At 50.6% G+C, this 18,788-nt stretch carries 20 protein-coding genes, 1 tRNA gene and 4 pseudogenes; 11 read left to right on the top strand and 14 right to left on the bottom strand.

Annotation, left to right across the window (positions count from 1 at the left end; translation table 11 throughout):
• Positions 1-9: 9 nt before the first annotated feature.
• From KEM39_RS06425 to dndC, 3 genes are read right to left on the bottom strand one after another with little or no spacing between them, the layout of a single operon-like run.
• Positions 10-2,055, bottom strand: a complete 2,046-nt coding sequence (locus KEM39_RS06425) for an AAA family ATPase (protein ID WP_211709715.1) — start codon at positions 2,053-2,055, stop codon at positions 10-12.
• A 2-nt stretch (positions 2,056-2,057) separates the two neighbouring features.
• Positions 2,058-2,276, bottom strand: a complete 219-nt coding sequence (locus KEM39_RS06430) for a DNA modification system-associated small protein (protein WP_009425188.1) — start codon at positions 2,274-2,276, stop codon at positions 2,058-2,060.
• Positions 2,245-3,390: a DNA phosphorothioation system sulfurtransferase DndC gene (dndC, locus tag KEM39_RS06435; protein ID WP_211709716.1), complete on the bottom strand. Its 1,146-nt coding sequence runs from the start codon at positions 3,388-3,390 to the stop codon at positions 2,245-2,247. Before dndC ends, KEM39_RS06430 begins: the two co-directional genes overlap by 32 nt.
• Positions 3,391-3,456: 66 nt before the next feature.
• Between dndC and KEM39_RS06440 the strand changes: the two genes are divergently transcribed.
• On the top strand, positions 3,457-3,708 hold the full coding sequence (locus KEM39_RS06440; RefSeq protein ID WP_107819097.1) for a helix-turn-helix domain-containing protein: 252 nt from the start codon (positions 3,457-3,459) through the stop codon (positions 3,706-3,708).
• Entirely contained in the window at positions 3,705-3,929 is a 225-nt protein-coding gene (locus tag KEM39_RS06445; protein ID WP_107819098.1) for a hypothetical protein, read from the top strand. The genes KEM39_RS06440 and KEM39_RS06445 overlap by 4 nt, the downstream gene beginning before the upstream one ends.
• Before the next feature lie 72 nt (positions 3,930-4,001).
• Here KEM39_RS06445 and KEM39_RS06450 read toward each other — a convergent pair whose 3' ends face one another.
• From KEM39_RS06450 to KEM39_RS06460, 3 genes are all read right to left on the bottom strand, one after another.
• Positions 4,002-4,328, bottom strand: a complete 327-nt coding sequence (locus KEM39_RS06450) for a rhodanese-like domain-containing protein (RefSeq protein ID WP_211709728.1) — start codon at positions 4,326-4,328, stop codon at positions 4,002-4,004.
• A 76-nt stretch (positions 4,329-4,404) separates the two neighbouring features.
• Complete coding sequence (locus tag KEM39_RS06455) at positions 4,405-5,061, bottom strand: protein-L-isoaspartate O-methyltransferase family protein (RefSeq protein ID WP_211709718.1); 657 nt, start codon at positions 5,059-5,061, stop codon at positions 4,405-4,407.
• A 102-nt stretch (positions 5,062-5,163) separates the two neighbouring features.
• A complete protein-coding gene (locus KEM39_RS06460; RefSeq protein ID WP_211709719.1) occupies positions 5,164-5,691 on the bottom strand; it encodes a GAF domain-containing protein in 528 nt (175 codons plus the stop codon).
• Positions 5,692-5,851: 160 nt separating this feature from the next.
• Between KEM39_RS06460 and tpiA the strand changes: the two genes are divergently transcribed.
• The 5 genes from tpiA (at position 5,852) to KEM39_RS06485 (ending at position 8,685) form a co-directional block, all read left to right on the top strand.
• A complete protein-coding gene (tpiA, locus tag KEM39_RS06465) occupies positions 5,852-6,625 on the top strand; it encodes a triose-phosphate isomerase (protein WP_211709721.1) in 774 nt (257 codons plus the stop codon).
• Between the two features lie 6 nt (positions 6,626-6,631).
• Positions 6,632-6,982: a preprotein translocase subunit SecG gene (secG, locus tag KEM39_RS06470; protein ID WP_211709723.1), complete on the top strand. Its 351-nt coding sequence runs from the start codon at positions 6,632-6,634 to the stop codon at positions 6,980-6,982.
• Between the two features lie 13 nt (positions 6,983-6,995).
• Positions 6,996-7,081, top strand: a tRNA-Leu gene (locus KEM39_RS06475).
• Between the two features lie 927 nt (positions 7,082-8,008).
• A complete protein-coding gene (locus KEM39_RS06480) occupies positions 8,009-8,377 on the top strand; it encodes a type II toxin-antitoxin system RelE/ParE family toxin (RefSeq protein WP_211709725.1) in 369 nt (122 codons plus the stop codon).
• Entirely contained in the window at positions 8,374-8,685 is a 312-nt protein-coding gene (locus KEM39_RS06485) for a helix-turn-helix domain-containing protein (protein WP_211709726.1), read from the top strand. The genes KEM39_RS06480 and KEM39_RS06485 overlap by 4 nt, the downstream gene beginning before the upstream one ends.
• A 382-nt stretch (positions 8,686-9,067) precedes the next feature.
• Here KEM39_RS06485 and KEM39_RS06490 read toward each other — a convergent pair whose 3' ends face one another.
• The 8 genes and pseudogenes from KEM39_RS06490 to leuS form a co-directional block, all read right to left on the bottom strand.
• Positions 9,068-9,802, bottom strand: a complete 735-nt coding sequence (locus KEM39_RS06490) for a M48 family metallopeptidase (RefSeq protein WP_249182633.1) — start codon at positions 9,800-9,802, stop codon at positions 9,068-9,070.
• A 258-nt stretch (positions 9,803-10,060) separates the two neighbouring features.
• Positions 10,061-10,150, bottom strand: a pseudogene (locus tag KEM39_RS06495) (leucyl-tRNA synthetase); the annotation flags it as partial.
• A gap of 16 nt (positions 10,151-10,166) precedes the next feature.
• Positions 10,167-10,331: pseudogene (locus tag KEM39_RS12015) on the bottom strand (DNA adenine methylase); the annotation flags it as partial.
• Positions 10,304-11,001: pseudogene (locus KEM39_RS06500) on the bottom strand (DpnI domain-containing protein). The pseudogenes KEM39_RS12015 and KEM39_RS06500, both read right to left, overlap by 28 nt.
• A gap of 91 nt (positions 11,002-11,092) precedes the next feature.
• Positions 11,093-11,734, bottom strand: coding sequence for a hypothetical protein (locus KEM39_RS06505; RefSeq protein ID WP_107819109.1), 642 nt, complete (start codon positions 11,732-11,734; stop codon positions 11,093-11,095).
• Positions 11,731-12,159, bottom strand: a complete 429-nt coding sequence (locus KEM39_RS06510; RefSeq protein WP_107819110.1) for a DUF6884 domain-containing protein — start codon at positions 12,157-12,159, stop codon at positions 11,731-11,733. Before KEM39_RS06510 ends, KEM39_RS06505 begins: the two co-directional genes overlap by 4 nt.
• Before the next feature lie 25 nt (positions 12,160-12,184).
• Positions 12,185-12,326, bottom strand: a pseudogene (locus tag KEM39_RS06515) (DpnI domain-containing protein); the annotation flags it as partial.
• A gap of 139 nt (positions 12,327-12,465) precedes the next feature.
• A complete protein-coding gene (leuS, locus tag KEM39_RS06520; protein ID WP_211709730.1) occupies positions 12,466-15,096 on the bottom strand; it encodes a leucine--tRNA ligase in 2,631 nt (876 codons plus the stop codon).
• Positions 15,097-15,368: 272 nt separating this feature from the next.
• Here leuS and KEM39_RS06525 point away from each other — a divergent pair, with 272 nt between their 5' ends.
• From KEM39_RS06525 to KEM39_RS06540, 4 genes are all read left to right on the top strand, one after another.
• Complete coding sequence (locus KEM39_RS06525) at positions 15,369-15,884, top strand: outer membrane protein assembly factor BamE (RefSeq protein ID WP_118825646.1); 516 nt, start codon at positions 15,369-15,371, stop codon at positions 15,882-15,884.
• A 6-nt stretch (positions 15,885-15,890) separates the two neighbouring features.
• Positions 15,891-16,334 (top strand): murein L,D-transpeptidase, encoded by a 444-nt coding sequence (locus KEM39_RS06530; RefSeq protein ID WP_118997101.1) that lies wholly within the window; start codon positions 15,891-15,893, stop codon positions 16,332-16,334.
• Positions 16,335-16,502: 168 nt separating this feature from the next.
• Positions 16,503-18,560 carry a polyphosphate kinase 1 gene (gene ppk1, locus KEM39_RS06535; RefSeq protein WP_118997102.1) on the top strand — a complete coding sequence of 686 codons (2,058 nt, stop codon included), beginning with the start codon at positions 16,503-16,505 and terminating at the stop codon, positions 18,558-18,560.
• A gap of 24 nt (positions 18,561-18,584) precedes the next feature.
• Positions 18,585-18,788: hypothetical protein (locus tag KEM39_RS06540; protein WP_118997103.1), on the top strand; the 204-nt coding region annotated here is incomplete at its 3' end.

Genomic DNA, 18,788 nt, shown 5'->3' on the forward strand with positions numbered 1-18,788 from the left:
TTCCTTTCATTATTCGAAATAAACATCAGCGGTTACGCGCGAACATGCGCCTGCGCTGTCCAGCGATTCGGCTTCCACCAGATATGTGCGGCCGATATGCGGATCGAGACGGCGGTACACTTCGGGAGTGATTTCGGTGTCCTGCGACAGCAAAATCACTTGCTGTTCCAGCCCACTCCAATGTCTGAATAAACCTTCGCGGTGACCTTCGTCCAAACGTGCCAGCGGGGTATCGATAACGAAGGGGGCGGGATAGCGGGTAACTTCCGCCAATGCCGACACCAGCGACATAATTAGGATCTGCATTTGTCCGGCCGACAAATCGACCTGCGCTTCCCTGCCGCTGCTGCCGTACAAACCCATCCTGCCGTCTGCTTCGATGCTGATTTTGTGGATGCGATTATCATGCGAAATGGCGCGGTTGATGCGGGTAGCGGTTTCACCGATTTCGTCCGCCTTCTGCCGCGTCAGCGCATCGGTCAATGCGGCAATGACTTTTTCCACCTGCCCCGCACGGCGTGACTTCACCATCAGCGGGTTGCTGTCGCTGATTTTGTCTTGCAGTTTGCTGACTTCATCCTTCCTGCGCTGGCATTCTTTCTCTTTTTGCAACACGTTGCTTTTCAGGCTGCCCGAACGTTCTTTCAGTATATCGGCCTGCTTGTTCGCCTGTTTGAGCTGTTCCACCAGTTCGTCTTTGTTGCTGCCTTTGAGCAGCTCCAATTCTTCCAAGACTTGTTTTTGTTCGCTCCGCCGCTGTTCGATATCGGCCAGCAGGCTGCCTATCCTTCCTTGTGGCATACCCTGTATGCGGCTGATTTCGTTTTGGATTTCAGCATGGGCGTTTTTCGAGAGATAGTTGTGCTCGATAGTTTCGGCGCAATTTTCAGGCAACGGGTAAAATAATTCGTTCCAGCATTCGGCTACAGCTTCCTTCATCAGCGGGTCTTCCAAAATGGCGCAAGCCGAACGCCCCAATACTTCTTTGACTTTGCCGCTGCCGACAAACGCGCTCCAAAAATCGTTTACCCGTCCCGCAATCTGCTCCCTGCCGGCTTCATGGTGCAGGCGGTTGGCTTCTCGTTCGAGTTTGATTTTTAGCGCGTTCAGGCCGTCTGAAGGCAGGAAGGCCAGCGGCATGGCTTTAACCGCCGCCTTGACCTTCGCATTGAAATCGTCCATTTCCTTCTCCAGCCGTTCCCGCTGCATCAGCAAATCCTGCGAAGTGCGGATGTCGCTGCCGCCGCCGATCTGCTGTTGCAGCCTGCTTCTTTCCGCATCCCAATGCGCCCATTCCTGTTGTACTTTTTCCCATTCTTCACGGAATACATCATATTGCACTTGGGCAGAAGTCAATGCGCTTTCGGCTTTGTCCAAATCTTCCTGCATCTTTTTGCCCGCGTTCTCGGAAATGCAGCGTTTGCGGTAATCGCCAAGGCTGTCTGCAAGCCGCGTCAGCAGGGTTACGCCCAACAGGCCTTTCAGGGCGGTATTGAGCCACATACCCGTGCCGCTGCGTTCTGCAGCCTGCACGATTTTTTCGCCGTCGAAAAAGAAAAACGGCGCATAATCGAACGGCAGGGCGTAAGTGTTGAGATATTTGTCCAATTCGGCTAAATCGACAGGCAGGTAGCGGTCGTCAACCAGCACGTCTGCCCGCGTTTCGGTGCTTTCGCGTTCAAATTGCCTTTTCTCATTGAAATGCCATTTCCGGCGGATTTTCAGGCCGCAAATCTTACCTTGCCGCCGTTGGCGGATTTCAATTTCCAGCTCGATGCGGTATCGGCCGTATTGCGGCGCTGCTTTGTGATGCAGGGCAGCCTGCAGGAAATTCGGGTAATTGACATCTTTGCTGTTCAAGCCGGCCCGCTGCAAATGGCTGACCGCATCCGCGTCATACAGGCACAGGTAAACCGCTTCCAACAAAGTGGTTTTGCCGTGCCCGTTCATCGCGCCGATTAAAACAATGTTCTGCCCGTTTTTCGGTTCGGGAAAGGAGAAGGCCGCTTCTTGGTAGGATTTGAAATTAAGCAGCCTGATTGAATGTATCCACATATTCAGCCCCAATATTTCCTGTTTTCAAAAACTTCATCGAATACTTCGGTCATGCCGCGTTTGCGGATCCGTTCCTGTTGCTCGCGCTCCCATGCCGCCAAATCGGCCAGCGCATCGGGCGATACACCATGTTCGGCAGCGATTTTCTCCATCAGGTTTCTGGCATTTTCATCACTCCACAGCAGCAAATCAGCCACCTGTTCCCGTGTTTCCGTCTTCATTTTTATTCCTTGAGTAAGTGTTAATCAGATCTTCCGTCCAAATTCGCTTGATTAGGTCGATTTCGTCCTGCGAAATCAGTTCTTCGCCGAAAGCAGCCTGCACTTTTAGCAGCTTCGCCAGCATTTCCTGCCGCGCCGCGATGGTGAACGGGCCGGGGATGTGTTTGCCGCCTTTGAACGTGAGTTTTCCGTTGCGCCGTTCGGCCTGGCGGTATTCGGGTTTGTTGCGGATGTCCACCAGCCAGTCGCGGTATTCGATTAACGGTGTGAATTCGGTTTTCCCCGCGTCCACAAAGCCCTGCAGGCTTCTGTCCTTATTGACCACCGTGCACGTCCAGCAGCCGAAGCGGCTGGAATTGGTGCCGCAACCGGGGGCTTCTTCCTGCGACAGCACAATCGGACATTCGCCGCCGGCGGCTTCGCGGTAGAGCTTGATTAAATCGCTGTGTGCGCCTCCCCAGGGCGGGTCGTTGGCAGCAAGGAATTCCCACACGTCGTCGGTACTCAAATCGACAATCGGTCGGTACACCAACGCGTTTTTCAAATCGCCGTGCGGGGTCAGATTGCTGTTTTCCAAGTTTTGGTGGCTTTCAATACTGGCCTTGCGGGTGGCAGATTCGTCTTTGCGTACGCCCAGTACAATGATGGCTTTGCCGTTTTCGTTTACTTTTTGCAGGATGTAGCCGCTGGTGGGTTGGATTTTCAGGCGGTCGGTACACCAGCGCATCGAGCGGTTGGGCGTGGGGTAGCCTTTGCCGATGAGTAGCGTCCAAAACGTGTCCTGCAATTTCGGCACGGTGATTTCACCGCTGACGGGCAGCCTGAAAATTTCGGCGGCGCGCAGAATTTCTGCCAATGCACTGCGCATGTGTTTCACCACCAGCGGGCTTTCCACCAGCGTATCGTTAGAAACGAAGAACACCTGCCGCGTCCGCAGCATCGGCGGCAGCGAAAGCAGCATATCAAATACCAAATGGGCGACAAGGGTGCTGTCCTTGCCACCTGAAAAGGTAACAATCCAAGGATAGTGTTGTGTTTCGCTCAAATATTCTTCAGCGATGTTTTGGCGTATAGCGTCGAACGGGTTGGCAGAATATATGGGTATTACGGTCATTTTATGAATATTTCTTATTTGCACCTAAAACAGGTGCAGGCGTGATTGTACCTAGAATCGGAGCGCATGGGAAATATTCGTTTGTCGGTACACTCTGTCGAACACACCTATTTGCGACAACTCCTTATCCGCAGAAGATTGGATTTGGGGTTGTCGCAGCGCGCATTGGCGGAACGGATGAATGTGGTGCATTCGTTCGTGGGAAAGGTGGAAACTGGGGACAGGCGGCTGGATATATTTGAATTTATCGAATACTGTCGAGCTTTGGATTGGGATACGTCTGAGGTAGTTCGGGGTTTGCAGGAGGGCTCGGTATGACGGATTTACCGGTCTTGTTGAAATATGCAGAACAATTTCGAGGGCTGCATACCAATTTTACTTATGCGCAAAAGCAGTCACCGCACAAATTTATTTTGCTGTACAGCCTGTGTCTTCTATATGCTTCAGGTAGTTTGAGAACAGAGCAGATTAAATTTTCTGACGAATTGTTAATTGAATGGCAGATGGAGACCTTTGCAAAATTCCCCAAAATCCCCTAAATTCCCACCAAGACATTGAGGGGATTTTGGGGAATTTTGCAAAGGTCTCAGCCTTTTATTTATAAAACGGATTCAATACCGCATCATTTTGCTGTCCACCTGCATTGCCCACGCGTCGATGCCGCCCTGAAGGTTGTACAGGTTTTCAAAACCCGCGTCCGCCAGATACATCGCCGTATGCAGGCTGCGGATGCCGTGATGGCAATACACCACAAGCGGCACGCCGTCGTCCGGCAGTTCGTTCTGCCGTAGCGGAATCAGATTCATCGGGATATGTACCGCATCGGGCAGCGAACAAATCGCCGCTTCTTCGTCCGTACGCACGTCCAGCAGTCGGAACGCCCGTCCCTCATCCATCCAAATTTTCAGTGCCAACGGCGAGAGTTGCACAATATCCATCGGGCTTCCTTTCCCCAATCGAGCAAAATGCCGTCTGAAACGCAATCTGCTTTCAGACGGCATCACAATCCGAACATCAAAAATTAAAACTGTCGAAAGGATGAGTATCCTTATCGTCCAAATGCGCCACCAAAGTATCGAACAGCGCCTTCTCTTCAAACGTATCGCCCTTGCGCGTAATCAAAAGCGCACGTTGAACAGGCTTGCGTCCTACGATAACCACCATGCGTCCGCCATCTTTCAACTGTTCTTTCAACACTTCAGGCACAAGGTTTACCGCGCCGCCGACGTAAACCGCATCAAACGGCGCACCTGCGGAAGGCTCGGTCAGTCCGTTGTTTTGCACATAATCGATATTGTCCAAAGCCAAACCGTCCAACACCGCTTTTGCACGGTTTTGCTGCTCGGCATCGAGGTCGTCCGACACCACACGTCCAGCCAGTTTCGCCAAAAGCGCAGTCGCATAGCCCGAACCCGTGCCGATTTCCAAAACCGTATCGTTTTTCGTCAGCTTCAAACCCTGCGCCAGCCGCGCCACGACTTTCGGCTCGAGCATCTTATGCCCGTTGGCAAGCGGCAGCTCCATATCCGCATACGCCAAACCCTGCAAAGACCCGTTCACGAAACGCTCGCGCGGAATCTCCGCCAAAGCGTCCAACACGTCAAAATCCAACACATCCCAAGGACGGATCTGCTGTTCGACCATATTGAACTGCGCTTTTTCAAAATCCATTTAGTGCTCCGTCAAATAATTGTTTTATCAATGGCAGGCATTATAAAACCACACTACCGCCGCGCCAACTTCGGTACGCGAAGCCCACCCGTTTTGCCAGTCTCAAGCCGCCTGACGCGAAGCCTCAAACCGCTTCTCCAAAATCTTCGCCAGTTTTCCCAAATACAACGCATCCGCCTCATCAAACTGCGCCAAATGTTCGCTGTCCGCGTCCAACACGCCGACACAGCGGCCGTCTGAAAACAGCGGAACCACAATCTCCGAACGCGACAAAGACGAACAGGCAATATGGTCGGGATGCGCGTTGACATCCCCGACGACCACCGTCTCGCCCTTCGCCCAAGCCTGACCGCACACCCCGCGACCGAACGGAATCCGCGTACACGCCAAAGGCCCCTGAAACGGTGCCAAAACCAATTCGTCCGAACGCGTATCGACCAAATAAAAACCCACCCAAAACCAGCCGAACGCCTCCTTCAAAACCGCCGCCGTGTTCGCCAAATTCGCCACCCAATCCGCCTCGTCCGCCACCACAGACTCAATCTGCGGCAACACCTCCCGATAAAGCGCGGCCTTGTCCGAAGCCGAAAAATGAAGCGCGTGCATCACATCTCCTATATTTGTATACATATCAGGCGGCCATTATAAAACAACCTGCCCGAAACAACATTCCAAACCGCTCCCGCAGCCGCCCGCTCTCAAGTTGCGAACCCGCCGCATATCCACTAAACTTCACATTGCAACGCGCCACACGCGGCAGACAGAAAAAACACGACACGGAGCAAAAAAGATGTATCACCAAATCGGAATGTGGGATCAAAAATGGGTCATCGGCAACTGGAAAATGAACGGCCGGCTCCAAAACAACAACGCACTGATGCACCGCTTCCGCATCCTCCCCACCGCCGAACGCGTCCTCATCGGACTCGCCGCCCCGACCGTTTACCTGCTGCAACTGCACAACGCCATGCAAATCGTCTTAAACAACCGCATCCTCACCTGCGCCCAAGACGTGAGCCGCTTCCCCAACAACGGCGCATACACCGGCGAAGTGTCCGCCGAAATGCTTGCCGACATCGGTACAGACATCGTCCTCATCGGCCACTCCGAACGCAGCCTTTATTTCGGCGAGAAAAACGAAATCCAACGCCGCAAAATGGAAAACGTCCTCAACGTCGGACTCATCCCATTATTGTGCGTCGGCGAAAGCCTCGAAGAGCGCGAAGCCGGCAAAGAACACGAAGTCATCGCCCACCAACTTTCCATCCTGCAAGGTTTGAATACCAAAAACATCGCTGTTGCCTACGAGCCGGTTTGGGCGATTGGTACAGGCAAAGTCGCCACCGTCGAACAGATTGCCGACATGCACGCATTCATCTACAAAGAAATCTTGTCTTTGTGCGGAAGCGATGTTAAAATCCGCGTCCTTTACGGCGGAAGTGTGAAGGCGGACAACGCAGCCGACATCTTCGCAGTACCTTATGTGGACGGCGCACTCGTCGGCGGCGCGTCATTGTCGTACGACTCCTTTACCGCCATCATCAGTGCCGCACAAAATGCGTAGAAAAATATGGAAGCCTTCAAAACCCTTATTTGGATTATTAATATCATTTCCGCCTTGGCCGTCATCGTGTTAGTATTGCTCCAACACGGTAAAGGCGCGGATGCAGGCGCGACCTTCGGATCGGGAAGCGGCAGCGCGCAAGGCGTATTCGGCTCTGCCGGCAACGCCAACTTCCTCAGCCGCTCGACCGCCGTTGCAGCAACATTTTTCTTTGCAACCTGCATGGCTATGGTGTATATTCATACCCACACGACAAAACACGGTTTGGACTTCAGCAACATACAACAGACCCAGCAAGCACCCAAACCCGTAAACAATACCGAACCTTCTGCCCCTGTTCCTCAGCAGCAGAAATAACAGTTTTTCAAATGCCGACATGGTGAAATTGGTAGACACGCTATCTTGAGGGGGTAGTGGCCGTAGGCTGTGCGAGTTCAAATCTCGCTGTCGGCACCAACATACAAAAACGCTTAGAAATTCTAAGCGTTTTTTTTCGTTTAATCCTGTCTAATACCGTCAACCAATCCCAATCAATACAAGGATTTCACAGGCTGATCGTTATCCTGCCGTCCCCCTTCCTGACCGTACAATCCCGTCCAATCCGCCCTAATTGAACTAACCTGATTTTTTACGGTATCCGAAAAATACCGCAAAAATAAAGCTGAACGACCGCCAAATCAGAAATGCCAAGCGGAAAAGAGCTTGCGGGGAATACTGACGAATCGTAAGTAATAAGGGGGAAACCGTCCAAGATGCAGAGCGGTTTTTTTGGTTCTCGGGAAACCCCTATATAGAAATGCACTACCCTTACCCGTTACCGCCGTTACTGAAAGATATTATAAAAATAAGTATATGAAATAAAATAATAAAAAAAGGCTGTGTTTTAGTAATCTGTTGATTTCAATTATTTGCAAGGGAAAAGACAATTATTTTCCGGTTAGGAATAAACCTATCCTGTTGAATACCTTGAAGCCAAGTACGCCTATCAACACTATATTAAAACACAGCCTAAAAAATAAAAATCGGTAACGATTACGGTAACAAGTAGTAACGGATTGGTAATGGATTTTGCGTGTTTGCGGTTTTTTGCCGTCTTGGCGGTGGGAGCGCAGTGGGACAAAAAGCCGAAACGCACGGAAATACGCCAATTTTTGGTAGGAAAGGTGATTAAACCGCTTGGTTATATTGCGGCATAGGAAGACGGCGAAACGCGCTAAAAACTGAAATTTGAGCCATTGGCGGCGGTTGGTTAAAAAACAGGCAGATTAGCCGCCGGTGCTTCAGACGGCATAAATGGAGAAATTGCAAGGCATAAAAAAGGCGGCTTGCCGCCTTACCTGTCTTTGGTATAATCCCCGGTATCACTAAGTAAACGGTTGCACAATGCGGATATTCAAAAACCAATGGATAGTGAAATTTGCCAAGAAACATAAAATCAGTAATTCCGAGCTGCTGGAAGCGGTAGAGCGGGCTGATAACGGACTGATAGATGCAGACCTTGGCGGCGGCGTGATTAAGCAGCGCATAGCACGGCAAGGGCAAGGCAGAAGCGGCGGTTATCGCAGCCTGATACTGTTCAAACAGGCAGATAGGGCATTTTTCGTTTATGCCTTTGCCAAGAACGATCGTGAAAACATTTCAGATAAAGAACTGGACGTTTACCGAAAAGCCGCCGCATATTATCTGAAATACACGCAGGCAGAGCTGGCGGCTTTGAAAGAAGACGGCATTATCATGGAGATAGAATCATGAAATACAAAAGCGAGGCATTAGCCGCCATTCATGAAATGATGGAAGGGGCTTACAACATCGGCGCAATCGACAAAAAGACCATGCGCGACTTTGACAAGTCCTGCCTGACTGAAATCAGACCCTTGAGTGGCAAAGACATCAAGGCAATCAGGGAGAAGGAAGCACTATCGCAAGCCGCTTTCGCCATCTATCTCAACGTGGGGAAAAACCACGTTTCGGCTTGGGAGCGGGGCGTTAAAAAGCCGAGCGGCGCGGCGTTGAAGCTGCTGACCATCGTCAAAAACAAGGGCATCGAAGCCATTGCGTAACCGACTTGGCAAACGGCAAAATCAGCAAGTTCACAATAGACGCGCTGCTGAATATGCCTGCCAAGACAGGCAAGACCGCCGAACCGAATATCAGGGCGTAGCCGCATAAATGCCCGACCGCATCAAACCAAGCCGAAACGGCGGCGGTGCAGACGACATAGCCCGACAGCAAGGCACGGCGCAGACGGGCGCGAAACCCGAAACATCACCGACCGCGAGGTACGGGGATTTTTTGCGCCCGTTGCAGGGGGGGATTGGATTTAAGCGGCGCGGGCTTGAAGGCAAAACGGGTGGGGCACAGAACTGTTTAAATGCCGTCTGAATCTCAAACGGATTCAGACGGTATTTTGGAACAACGGCTCAAATTCTCGATCCCCTTCCCTTAACGCCGACGGTTTTTATTAACGCGCCCCTTATTTCTGACACTTTGCTCATAAACCGGCATAACGGTCGGTAACAACCGTTTTAGATTTTCTATACGGGCATTGTTTGTCGGATGAGTAGAGGTAATAGCATAAATAAAGCCGTTTTGGTCGTTTTCCTGATTCATTTTTTCCCAAACCCTGACAGCGGCCGCCGGATGATAGCCTGCCTGCGCCATCAACATCATTCCCCCCTCATCGGCTTCTTCTTCCAAGCTGCGGCTATAAGGCAAAGTAAGACCGTACGTCCCCAAAATATCCATACCCAATCCGACCAATTCCGGATTAGTGTCCGGTTTTTTGTCTAATATAATCTGCGTGCCTATCTGCGCCGCCGTATTGGTCAAGATTTGCTGCCCGACCTTATTTTTACCGTGTTCATGCAGGGCGTGCGTCATTTCATGCCCCATAATGGCGGCAATTTCGTCATCGGTCAGCTTGAGTTTGTCGACTATCCCCGTATAAAACGCCATTTTCCCGCCGGGCATCGCCCACGCGTTCAGCTCATCGTTTTTGAAAACCGTCATTTTCCAGTCAAACTTATGGCCGGTATTATTTGCCGCATCGGCATAAGGCAGCATACGTCGAAATACTGCCTGCACCCTGCGGGCTGTTCTGGATGTGGTATCGACATTGCCGGCAGACTTGTTTAACTCAACCGTTTTCATATAATCTTTGGCAGCCGCAGCGTTCATTGTGGCGGAATCATGACCGTAAACATCAGCAACGACCGCACAACCTCCCAATACCGAGATTACTGCCGACAGGCAGACTATCCGTTTAAAGGAAGGAAGGAAGGAAGGAAGGAAGGAAGGAAGGAAGGAAGGAAGGAAGGAAGGAAGGAAATTTCATATTAGGCTTATCCCTTAAAAAATTAAATTCAAAAAATGCCGTCTGAATCCAAAACGGATTTCGGACGGCATCTTAACATTGTTTAATGTTTTTAAAAAGATTTACACCACGATGTTCACCAGTCTGCCCGGTACGGCGATAATTTTCTTGGCAGGCTTGCCTTCTATGAATTTCACTTTACCTTCGGAGGCGGCCGGTTTGTCGAAATCAATCATAAATTGCCAATAATTCCCCGACTTTTTTACGGCTGCGCCCCTTTGCAGCGATATTGCGTTGTACTTCATCTGTTTTCAGAATGGCAGAAGAATAAATATCCCTTTCAAATTCAGTATCATGATTTGAAATCAAAACGCCTTGGGAGTTAGGCGCAATTTATTGATTTTTTGTAAAGTCCGCGACCAATAAATTCGATCGTATTTTGGTCGCGCAAGATTTGCAACTGTTGGCGGATTTTGTCTCTGATATGGTTGTTTTGGGGAAACTGGATGGATAGTTTGTCTTCAAATTCATACATTTGCGATAATGTGAATTCTTTGGGGAGCTGGTCGATACATTTCATAACAGCCAAAAGCCAGCCTTTGCGCTCCGCATTTTGGTTGCGTAAAAACAGGTTGGATTACCATTTTCTCAGAACGGTTTCGGGTTCGATAATGCGGGAATCGTCTATTAAGAATATTTTTCCGCTTTCAGGCAAAGGGGCGAGATTGATGGAACACATAATGTGGTGCGGCCGGTTTTTAATGCCTTTATTTCTGGGAATAATCATATCCGGCGTGATGAAATGTTTGGGTACAAGCACCAATTGCCGTATGGAGTAATCCGCTTTTTTATATGCAAGAAAGAAAAAATTGGGGTTGGTATCTGACCGGATGCGCTCCAACATGGTGTGATATGCACCGTCAGGCACACTGTTACCTATAGTTTTTTGATTTTTACTCTTTAATTCATATTGCTCGTGGCAGTTTGGACAAAAGAGGTCTGCAACAGGTTTGTTATATGAGTTATCCACAGGGTGTTTTCTATTATCAGTTAATCTGTTCATTCAAACCTAGTATGTAGGATAAAAGAAAGGAAACTATTTTGTGTAGTTTCCCTTACAGTATGTTTATTTATAAAATCTTTAATCCTATAATTTATTTTACAAAAGTGGATAATTTATCAAATTCAGTGTTAGTTAAACTTTCTTTATATAGTTCATTAACTTGCCACAGACCACTAGCTCTAATTTTATCTTTTGGTGATTTATTACCTAACCAATTTTCTGAAGGTTTAATTTCACCTGATTGAGCTGCATTGGAAAGAGTTGAAATTATTTTACTTTCCCAAAATAGGCGCTCTTCTTTTGTATCAACTTCAAAGACACAGAATGAAAGATTATTTTGTATATATTGACTAATACGATTCTCTAGTATTTTTTCAAGCTCATTATTAATTTTTTTTAGTTTATCTTCTCTTCCTTTTTTGGGTGTTATATCAAGTTCCCATGAATCTAAATAACTTTTATTTTCAATATTCAAAATACAACGACCTATATTTTTTCTAAAAATACTTCTATTCTTATTTTCTCTTACAAAATGCTGTATTAGACGAGAACGTAATTGATTTTCACCGGTATGAGTCCCCACTCTAACTATTCTGTTCATGTTTTCGAAATATTCGCCTTTCTCAAAAATGATATAAATTCCATTTTTGGGCAATTTAGACTTATCAAAGGGAAAAGTAAATTTTTCTTTTTGATTAAATAAGGAATGTAATTCAGATACTAACGATTTCATTTTTGTACTCCATAACCTAGTTCTTTGTTAAGATATTTTAATCTTTCACCTAACCTCATTTTATAAAATGGTTGTTCTATATTAATCAATTTATCTTTAATAGGCATAATATACTTATTACCAGCTAACATAATAAATGTATCTTTTTCCAAATTGGATTTATCTTTCAATTGATCTATAACTTTTTTACCCCAATTTAGTCTATCATTTTTTTTCATCTTATTCAGGGTTACATTATAAGGTTCTATAATTCTATCTAACTCAATTAAATGATATTTTGCAGATAGAATATATATTGCATCAGGTTTAAGTTTATAAGCATATGCTAGGCTCTTTTTGAATAGAGGACTGATGTATAAATCTTTTGCTTTTGACCTTTCATTTATTTTTTGTGATACACAAGATAATAAGACAATTTTTTTCATTATTTAATATCCTTGTATAAAAGTAATTGGTAAATCTCTGCATCGGCTTGCTTCCGCAACAGGGACAGTAGCCGTTTTTTTTCCAGCCAAGCTTCACTCATTACACGGATTTTGTGGGTTGCTTTATTTTGTTGCTTTCCCAATTCGGTATCGAAAAATAAATTCATGTTTTGGATTTTGAGATTTAAGTTATTTGAGGTCTGTAATGTAGACAACTCAATCTATCTTAAAAAGGTCGTCTGAAAACCCTGTTTCCAAGTTTTCAGGCGACCTTTTTTAATTACAGCAATCAATGCCGAATCAGGTTTACACTACGATGTTCACCAGTCTGCCCGGTACGACGATGATTTTTTTCGCAGGCTTGCCTTCCATGAATTTCACCGCGCCTTCGGTGGCGAGTGCGGCGGCTTCGAGGTCGGCTTTAGAGGCATCGGCGGCAACGGTGATTTTGCCGCGCAGTTTGCCGTTGACTTGAACCATGACTTCGATTTCGGATTTGACCAAAGCGGCTTCATCGACTGTCGGCCAGCCTGCCTCCCACAGTTTCGCGCTGTTCAATTCGCTCCACAGGGTTTCGCAGATGTGCGGCACGATGGGCCACAACAGGCGTACGGCGGTTTCCAATACTTCTTGAGCGACGGCGCGGCCTTGTTCGCTACCGGTGTCGGTTTTATCGTATTGATTGAGCAATTCCATCACAGCGGCGATGGCGGTGTTGAACTGCTGGCGGCGGCCGTAGTCGTCGCTGACTTTGGCGGTGGTGGCGTGCAGTTTGTGGCGCAGGTCTTTGAGTTCTTTAGACAAACCGTCTTGGCTGCCTGCAAACGCTTTGACCGAGCCGCCTTGTTTCAGGTATTCGTAAACGGTGCGCCACAGGCGGCGCAGGAAGCGGTGTGCGCCTTCGACGCCGCTGTCGCTCCATTCGAGGGACTGTTCGGGCGGTGCGGCGAACATCATGAACAGGCGGGCGGTGTCCGCGCCGTAGGCGTTAATCAGCTCTTGCGGATCGACGCCGTTGTTTTTGGACTTGGACATTTTTTCCGTGCCGCTGATGACGACGGGCAGTCCGTCGGCTTTGAGGACGGCGGAAACGGGGCGGCCTTTGTCGTCGAAAGTCAATTCGACATCGGTGGGGTTGATCCAGTCTTTGCCGCCTTTGTCGTTTTCGCGGTAGTAGGTTTCGCAGACGACCATGCCTTGCGTGAGCAGGCGTTCAAACGGCTCGTCAACATTGACCAAACCTTCGTCGCGCATCAGTTTGGTGAAGAAACGCGCGTACAAGAGGTGCAGAATCGCGTGTTCGATACCGCCGATGTATTGGTCGACTGCGCCCCAGTATTTCGCAGCTTCTGCCGATACCATGCCGTCTGAAAACTTGGGCGACATATAGCGGAAGAAGTACCAGCTCGATTCCATGAAGGTGTCCATGGTGTCGGTTTCGCGTTTCGCCGCGCCGCCGCAGCATGGGCAGGTGGTTTCGTAAAACTCGGGCATTTTTGCCAAAGGCGAACCCATGCCGTCGGGTACGACGTTTTCAGGCAGGACGACGGGCAGTTGGTCGGCGGGGACGGGTACGTCGCCGCATTTTTCGCAATGGACGATGGGAATCGGACAGCCCCAGTAGCGTTGGCGCGAAATGCCCCAGTCGCGCAGGCGGTATTGGGTTTTCGGTTCGCCCGCGCCTTGGTTTTGCAGCTTGGCGGCAACGGCATCAAATGCCGTCTGAAAATCCAAGCCGTCCAAGTCGCCGCTGTTGACCAATACGCCGTTTTCTTTGTCGCCGTACCATTCTTGCCATCGGTTTGCGTCGAATGTGTTGTCGCCGACGGCAATGACTTGTTTTTTCGGCAGATTGTATTTAGTGGCGAACTCGAAATCGCGTTCGTCGTGCGCCGGAACAGCCATCACCGCGCCGTCGCCGTAGCCCCACAATACATAGTTGGCAATCCACACTTCCAGTTTGTCGCCGTTAAGCGGGTTGACGACGTAGCGGCCGGTCGGCACGCCTTTTTTCTCCATCGTCGCCATATCGGCTTCGGCAACCGAACCGGCTTTGCATTCGGCGATAAATGCCTGCAATTCGGGTTTGTCGGCGGCTGCGGCGGTTGCCAGCGGATGTTCGGCGGCAACGGCAACATAAGTCGCGCCCATCAGCGTGTCGGGACGGGTGGTATAAACTTGCAGGAATTTCGCGTAATCGCCTTCCAAGCCTTGTTTGCTGTCGTCTGAAACGGCGAAGCGCACGGTCATACCGCGTGATTTGCCGATCCAGTTGCGCTGCATGGTTTTGACTTGTTCCGGCCAGTGTTCCAGCTTGTCCAAGTCGTTGAGCAGCTCTTCGGCGTAATCGGTGATTTTGAAGTAATACATCGGGATTTCGCGTTTTTCGATCAACGCGCCCGAACGCCAGCCGCGTCCGTCGATGACTTGCTCGTTGGCCAATACGGTTTGGTCGACAGGGTCCCAGTTTACCGTGCCGTTTTTGCGATAGACGATGCCTTTTTCAAACAGCTTGGTAAACAGCCATTGTTCCCAGCGGTAGTATTCGGGTTTGCAGGTGGCGACTTCGCGCGCCCAGTCAATTGCAAAACCCAGGCTTTTGAGCTGGGTTTTCATATATTCGATGTTGTCGTAAGTCCAGGCGGCAGGGGCGACATTGTTTTTCATCGCCGCGTTTTCCGCCGGCATGCCGAACGCGTCCCAACCCATAGGCTGCATGACGTTGAAGCCGTTTAAGCGTTTGAAGCGGCTCAATACGTCGCCGATGGTGTAGTTGCGCACATGCCCCATGTGCAGCTTACCGCTGGGGTAGGGGAACATGGAGAGGCAGTAGTATTTGGGTTTGGAAGCGTCTTCGGAGACGTTGAAAATACGGGCATCATCCCATTTTTTCTGCGCCGCAGGCTCAATGGCGGCGGGCCGGTATTGTTCTTGCATAGTCATTCTGTTTTCGCTTAAAAACGTTGGAAAAATAAAGTCGGCATCAATTATAACAGGTTGCCGGAAGCGGCGAATCGGCAGATTGCCGGCAGGAGGCGGGCGGCACGGCAACCCCTTCGCCCCGTATGCCGCACAAATACGCCGAACCTGCTGATACGCCCGTTGTTTTATGCTACCATTAAAAATCAAAATCAAATATTTAAAACCATCCTGAAGCGGCTCTTCCGAACAAAAGGCAGACGGGCATCGGGTAAAAAAGGATTCTGCATATGAAAATCAAACAAATCGTCAAACCGGGCTTGGCAGTATTGGCGGCGGGCATTCTGTCTGCCTGCGCAACCAAAAGCAACGTCAAAGCCGACGGAACGACCGACAATCCGGTCTTCCCGAAACCCTATTCCCTGACCTTCAACAACGATCGCGGTACATTCCCGACCTATGGCGAATTGGACTTGATGCGTCCCGGCCTGACCAAAGACGACATCTACAAAATCCTGGGTCGTCCGCATTACGACGAAGGTATGTACGGCGTGCGCGAATGGGATTATCTGTTCCACTTCCACACCCCGGGCGTAGGCATCGACCCCGAAAACACGTCCGGAGTAGAAGGCGTTACCACCTGCCAATACAAAGTAATTTTCGACAAGGACAAATTCGCCCGCAGTTTCTACTGGAATCCGGTATTCCCGAAAGATGCCGTCTGTCCGCCGCCCGCACCCAAAGCCGAGCCGCAAGTCATCATCCGCGAAATCGTGCCGGCAAAACCGAAACGTATCCGCCAATAAGCCACGATGCCGCCCCGCCTGCTTTCAGGGATATTGTGCTGCCTGCTGACGGTTTCCCCCGTATTCGCACAGGGGCAGCCGGATGCGGTCAATACCTATATCCAAAAGAAAAAAGTCATCGTCGATACATCCAAAGCGGAACTCTGTTTCGCCGACGACCATCAGTGCCACCCCGTCCTCATCGGCACTGCCACGCCCAAGGGGACATTCGGGCTGACGCTGAACAGTACCGACAAACCCGGATACGGCGGCGAAGTCATCGGTTTCAAGCAGGAGGGCGATTTTCTTTTCGCCCTGCACCGCGTTTGGAACCTGATACCGTCGGAAAGGCGGAACGAACGCATCGCATCCCCGGTTGTATCCGACAGGATTATGACCAACGGCTGCATCAACGTCAGCGACGCGGTGTACGAAAAACTGCGTCATTATTTTGTGTTGGAAGTGATTTGAAACAGACGGATACCGCACGCGCCGGTATCCGTTTTCACATTGCCCCGATGCCTGAAACAGACCGTCCGCCACATCATGCCGTCTGAAACCGGCGCAGATGCCGCCAAGCCTTCAGACGGCATTGTCCGCCCGCTCCGGCCGGACAACAACCATCTTTGGGAGAGCCTTATGCCCGAACAAAACCGCATCCTCTGCCGCGAACTGAGCCTGCTGGCATTCAACCGCCGCGTGTTGGCGCAGGCGGAAGACAGAAACGTCCCCCTTTTGGAACGTCTGCGCTTCCTGTGCATCGTGTCATCCAATCTTGACGAGTTTTTCGAAGTCCGCATGGCGTGGCTCAAGCGTGAAAACAAGCTGCACCCCCGGCGCAGGCTGGACAACGGCAAAATGCCGTCTGAAACCATCGCCGACGTTACTGAAGCGACGCGCTCCCTGATACGGCACCAGTACGACCTGTTCAACAACGTCCTTCAGCCCGAGTTGGCGCGGGAAGGCATCCATTTTTACCGCCGCCGCAACTGGACGGGCGCGCAGAAAAAGTGGATCGAAAGCTATTTTGACCGTGAGTTGTTGCCGATTCTGACCCCCATCGGCCTTGACCCGTCCCACCCTTTCCCTCGCCCGCTGAACAAATCGCTCAACTTCGCCGTCGAACTCGACGGTACAGATGCATTCGGCAGACCTTCGGGTATGGCGATTGTGCAGGCACCACGCATCCTGCCGCGCGTTGTTCCCCTGCCGTCCGAACTGTGTAGCGGCGGACACGGCTTCGTCTTCCTCTCCTCCATCCTGCACGCCCACGTCGGCAAACTCTTCCCGGGCATGAACGTCAAAGGCTGCCACCAGTTCCGCCTGACGCGCGACAGCGACTTGACCGTTGACGAAGAAGACCTGCAAAACCTCCGGGCCGCCATCCAAAACGAACTGCACGACCGCGAATACGGCGACGGCGTGCGGCTCGAAGTCGCCGACACCTGCCCCGCCTACATCCACGACTTCCTGCTGTCACAATTCAGACTGACCGCTGCCGAACTTTACCAAGTCAAAGGTCCGGTCAACCTCGTACGCCTCAACGCCGTTCCCGATTTGGTTGACCGTCCTGATTTAAAATTTCCGCCCCCTACACAAGGCAGATTGAAAGCCTTGGGTAAAAACGGTTCGATATTCAAACTGATACGCCGTGCACCCATCCTTCTGCACCATCCGTACCAGTCCTTCGACCCCGTCGTCCACATGATACGCGAAGCCGCCGCCGATCCCGACGTGCTTGCCGTCAAAATGACGATTTACCGCACCGGCACGCGCTCCGAACTCGTCCGCGCCCTGATGAAGGCGGCACTCGCCGGCAAACAAGTAACCGTCGTCGTCGAACTGATGGCGCGTTTTGATGAGGCCAACAACGTCAACTGGGCGCAACAGCTTGAAAATGCAGGTGCACACGTCGTTTACGGCGTATTCGGCTATAAAGTTCATGCCAAAATGGCACTGGTCATCCGCCGCGAGGACGGCATACTCAAGCGTTACACCCACCTCGGCACGGGTAACTACCACCAAGGCACATCGCGCATCTACACCGACTTCGGCCTCATCACAGCCGACGAACAAATCACCGCCGATGTGAACACATTGTTTATGGAAATCACAGGTTTGGGCAAACCCGGGCGGCTAAACAAACTCTACCAAAGTCCGTTTACCCTGCACAAAATGGTTATCGACCGCATCGCTCGCGAAACCGAACACGCAAAAGTCGGCAAACCGGCGCGGATTACCGCCAAAATGAATTCGCTTATCGAACCGACCGTCATCGAAGCCCTGTATCGGGCAAGCGCGGCAGGCGTGCAAATCGATTTGATTGTGCGCGGTATGTGCACCTTGCGCCCTGGTGTAAAAGGCTTGTCCGAAAACATCCGCGTCCGCTCCATCGTCGGCAGGCAGCTCGAACACGCGCGCGTGTATTGCTTCCACAACAACGGCGCGGACGATACCTTTATCTCCAGCGCGGATTGGATGGGGCGCAACTTCTTCCGCCGCATCGAAACCGCCGCGCCGATTACCGCGCCCGAACTCAAAAAACGCGTCATCCGCGAAGGTTTGGAGATGGCACTGGAAGACAATACGCACGCGTGGCTGATGCAGCCCGACGGCGGCTATATCCGCGCCGCGCCTGCCGAAGGCGAAAGCGAAGCCGACCTGCAAAACGATTTGTGGGATTTGCTCGGAGGCTGACCCGCACCGCCCCAATCAAAAACCATGCCGTCTGAAACCTTTCCGTTTCAGACGGCATGGTTTTACAGCAATCTAAACAGGGCGGACTGGAATCAAAAACACACCTTCGCCATTTCCGCACAAGCACTTCCCCTATACGCTCCCAACCCCAATCCGCCATATTCCAGACGGCATTATAGTGGATTAACAAAAATCAGGACAAGGCGACGAAGCCGCAGACAGTACAGA

This window comes from Neisseria sp. Marseille-Q1983 (genome assembly GCF_018224585.1).
Lineage (GTDB): Bacteria > Pseudomonadota > Gammaproteobacteria > Burkholderiales > Neisseriaceae > Neisseria > Neisseria polysaccharea.

Coding starts and splice junctions, on each gene's coding strand:
- KEM39_RS06445 (WP_107819098.1), top strand. CDS start 3,705: ATGACGGATTTACCGGTCTTGTTGAAATATGCAGAACAATTTCGAGGG.
- dndC (WP_211709716.1), bottom strand. CDS start 3,390: ATGACCGTAATACCCATATATTCTGCCAACCCGTTCGACGCTATACGC.
- KEM39_RS06490 (WP_249182633.1), bottom strand. CDS start 9,802: ATGAACGCTGCGGCTGCCAAAGATTATATGAAAACGGTTGAGTTAAAC.
- KEM39_RS06455 (WP_211709718.1), bottom strand. CDS start 5,061: ATGGATTTTGAAAAAGCGCAGTTCAATATGGTCGAACAGCAGATCCGT.
- KEM39_RS06505 (WP_107819109.1), bottom strand. CDS start 11,734: ATGAAATCGTTAGTATCTGAATTACATTCCTTATTTAATCAAAAAGAA.
- KEM39_RS06480 (WP_211709725.1), top strand. CDS start 8,009: ATGCGGATATTCAAAAACCAATGGATAGTGAAATTTGCCAAGAAACAT.
- KEM39_RS06450 (WP_211709728.1), bottom strand. CDS start 4,328: ATGGATATTGTGCAACTCTCGCCGTTGGCACTGAAAATTTGGATGGAT.
- KEM39_RS06525 (WP_118825646.1), top strand. CDS start 15,369: ATGAAAATCAAACAAATCGTCAAACCGGGCTTGGCAGTATTGGCGGCG.
- KEM39_RS06530 (WP_118997101.1), top strand. CDS start 15,891: ATGCCGCCCCGCCTGCTTTCAGGGATATTGTGCTGCCTGCTGACGGTT.
- ppk1 (WP_118997102.1), top strand. CDS start 16,503: ATGCCCGAACAAAACCGCATCCTCTGCCGCGAACTGAGCCTGCTGGCA.
- KEM39_RS06510 (WP_107819110.1), bottom strand. CDS start 12,159: ATGAAAAAAATTGTCTTATTATCTTGTGTATCACAAAAAATAAATGAA.
- KEM39_RS06440 (WP_107819097.1), top strand. CDS start 3,457: ATGGGAAATATTCGTTTGTCGGTACACTCTGTCGAACACACCTATTTG.
- tpiA (WP_211709721.1), top strand. CDS start 5,852: ATGTATCACCAAATCGGAATGTGGGATCAAAAATGGGTCATCGGCAAC.
- secG (WP_211709723.1), top strand. CDS start 6,632: ATGGAAGCCTTCAAAACCCTTATTTGGATTATTAATATCATTTCCGCC.
- KEM39_RS06460 (WP_211709719.1), bottom strand. CDS start 5,691: ATGTATACAAATATAGGAGATGTGATGCACGCGCTTCATTTTTCGGCT.
- KEM39_RS06485 (WP_211709726.1), top strand. CDS start 8,374: ATGAAATACAAAAGCGAGGCATTAGCCGCCATTCATGAAATGATGGAA.
- KEM39_RS06430 (WP_009425188.1), bottom strand. CDS start 2,276: ATGAAGACGGAAACACGGGAACAGGTGGCTGATTTGCTGCTGTGGAGT.
- KEM39_RS06425 (WP_211709715.1), bottom strand. CDS start 2,055: ATGTGGATACATTCAATCAGGCTGCTTAATTTCAAATCCTACCAAGAA.
- leuS (WP_211709730.1), bottom strand. CDS start 15,096: ATGCAAGAACAATACCGGCCCGCCGCCATTGAGCCTGCGGCGCAGAAA.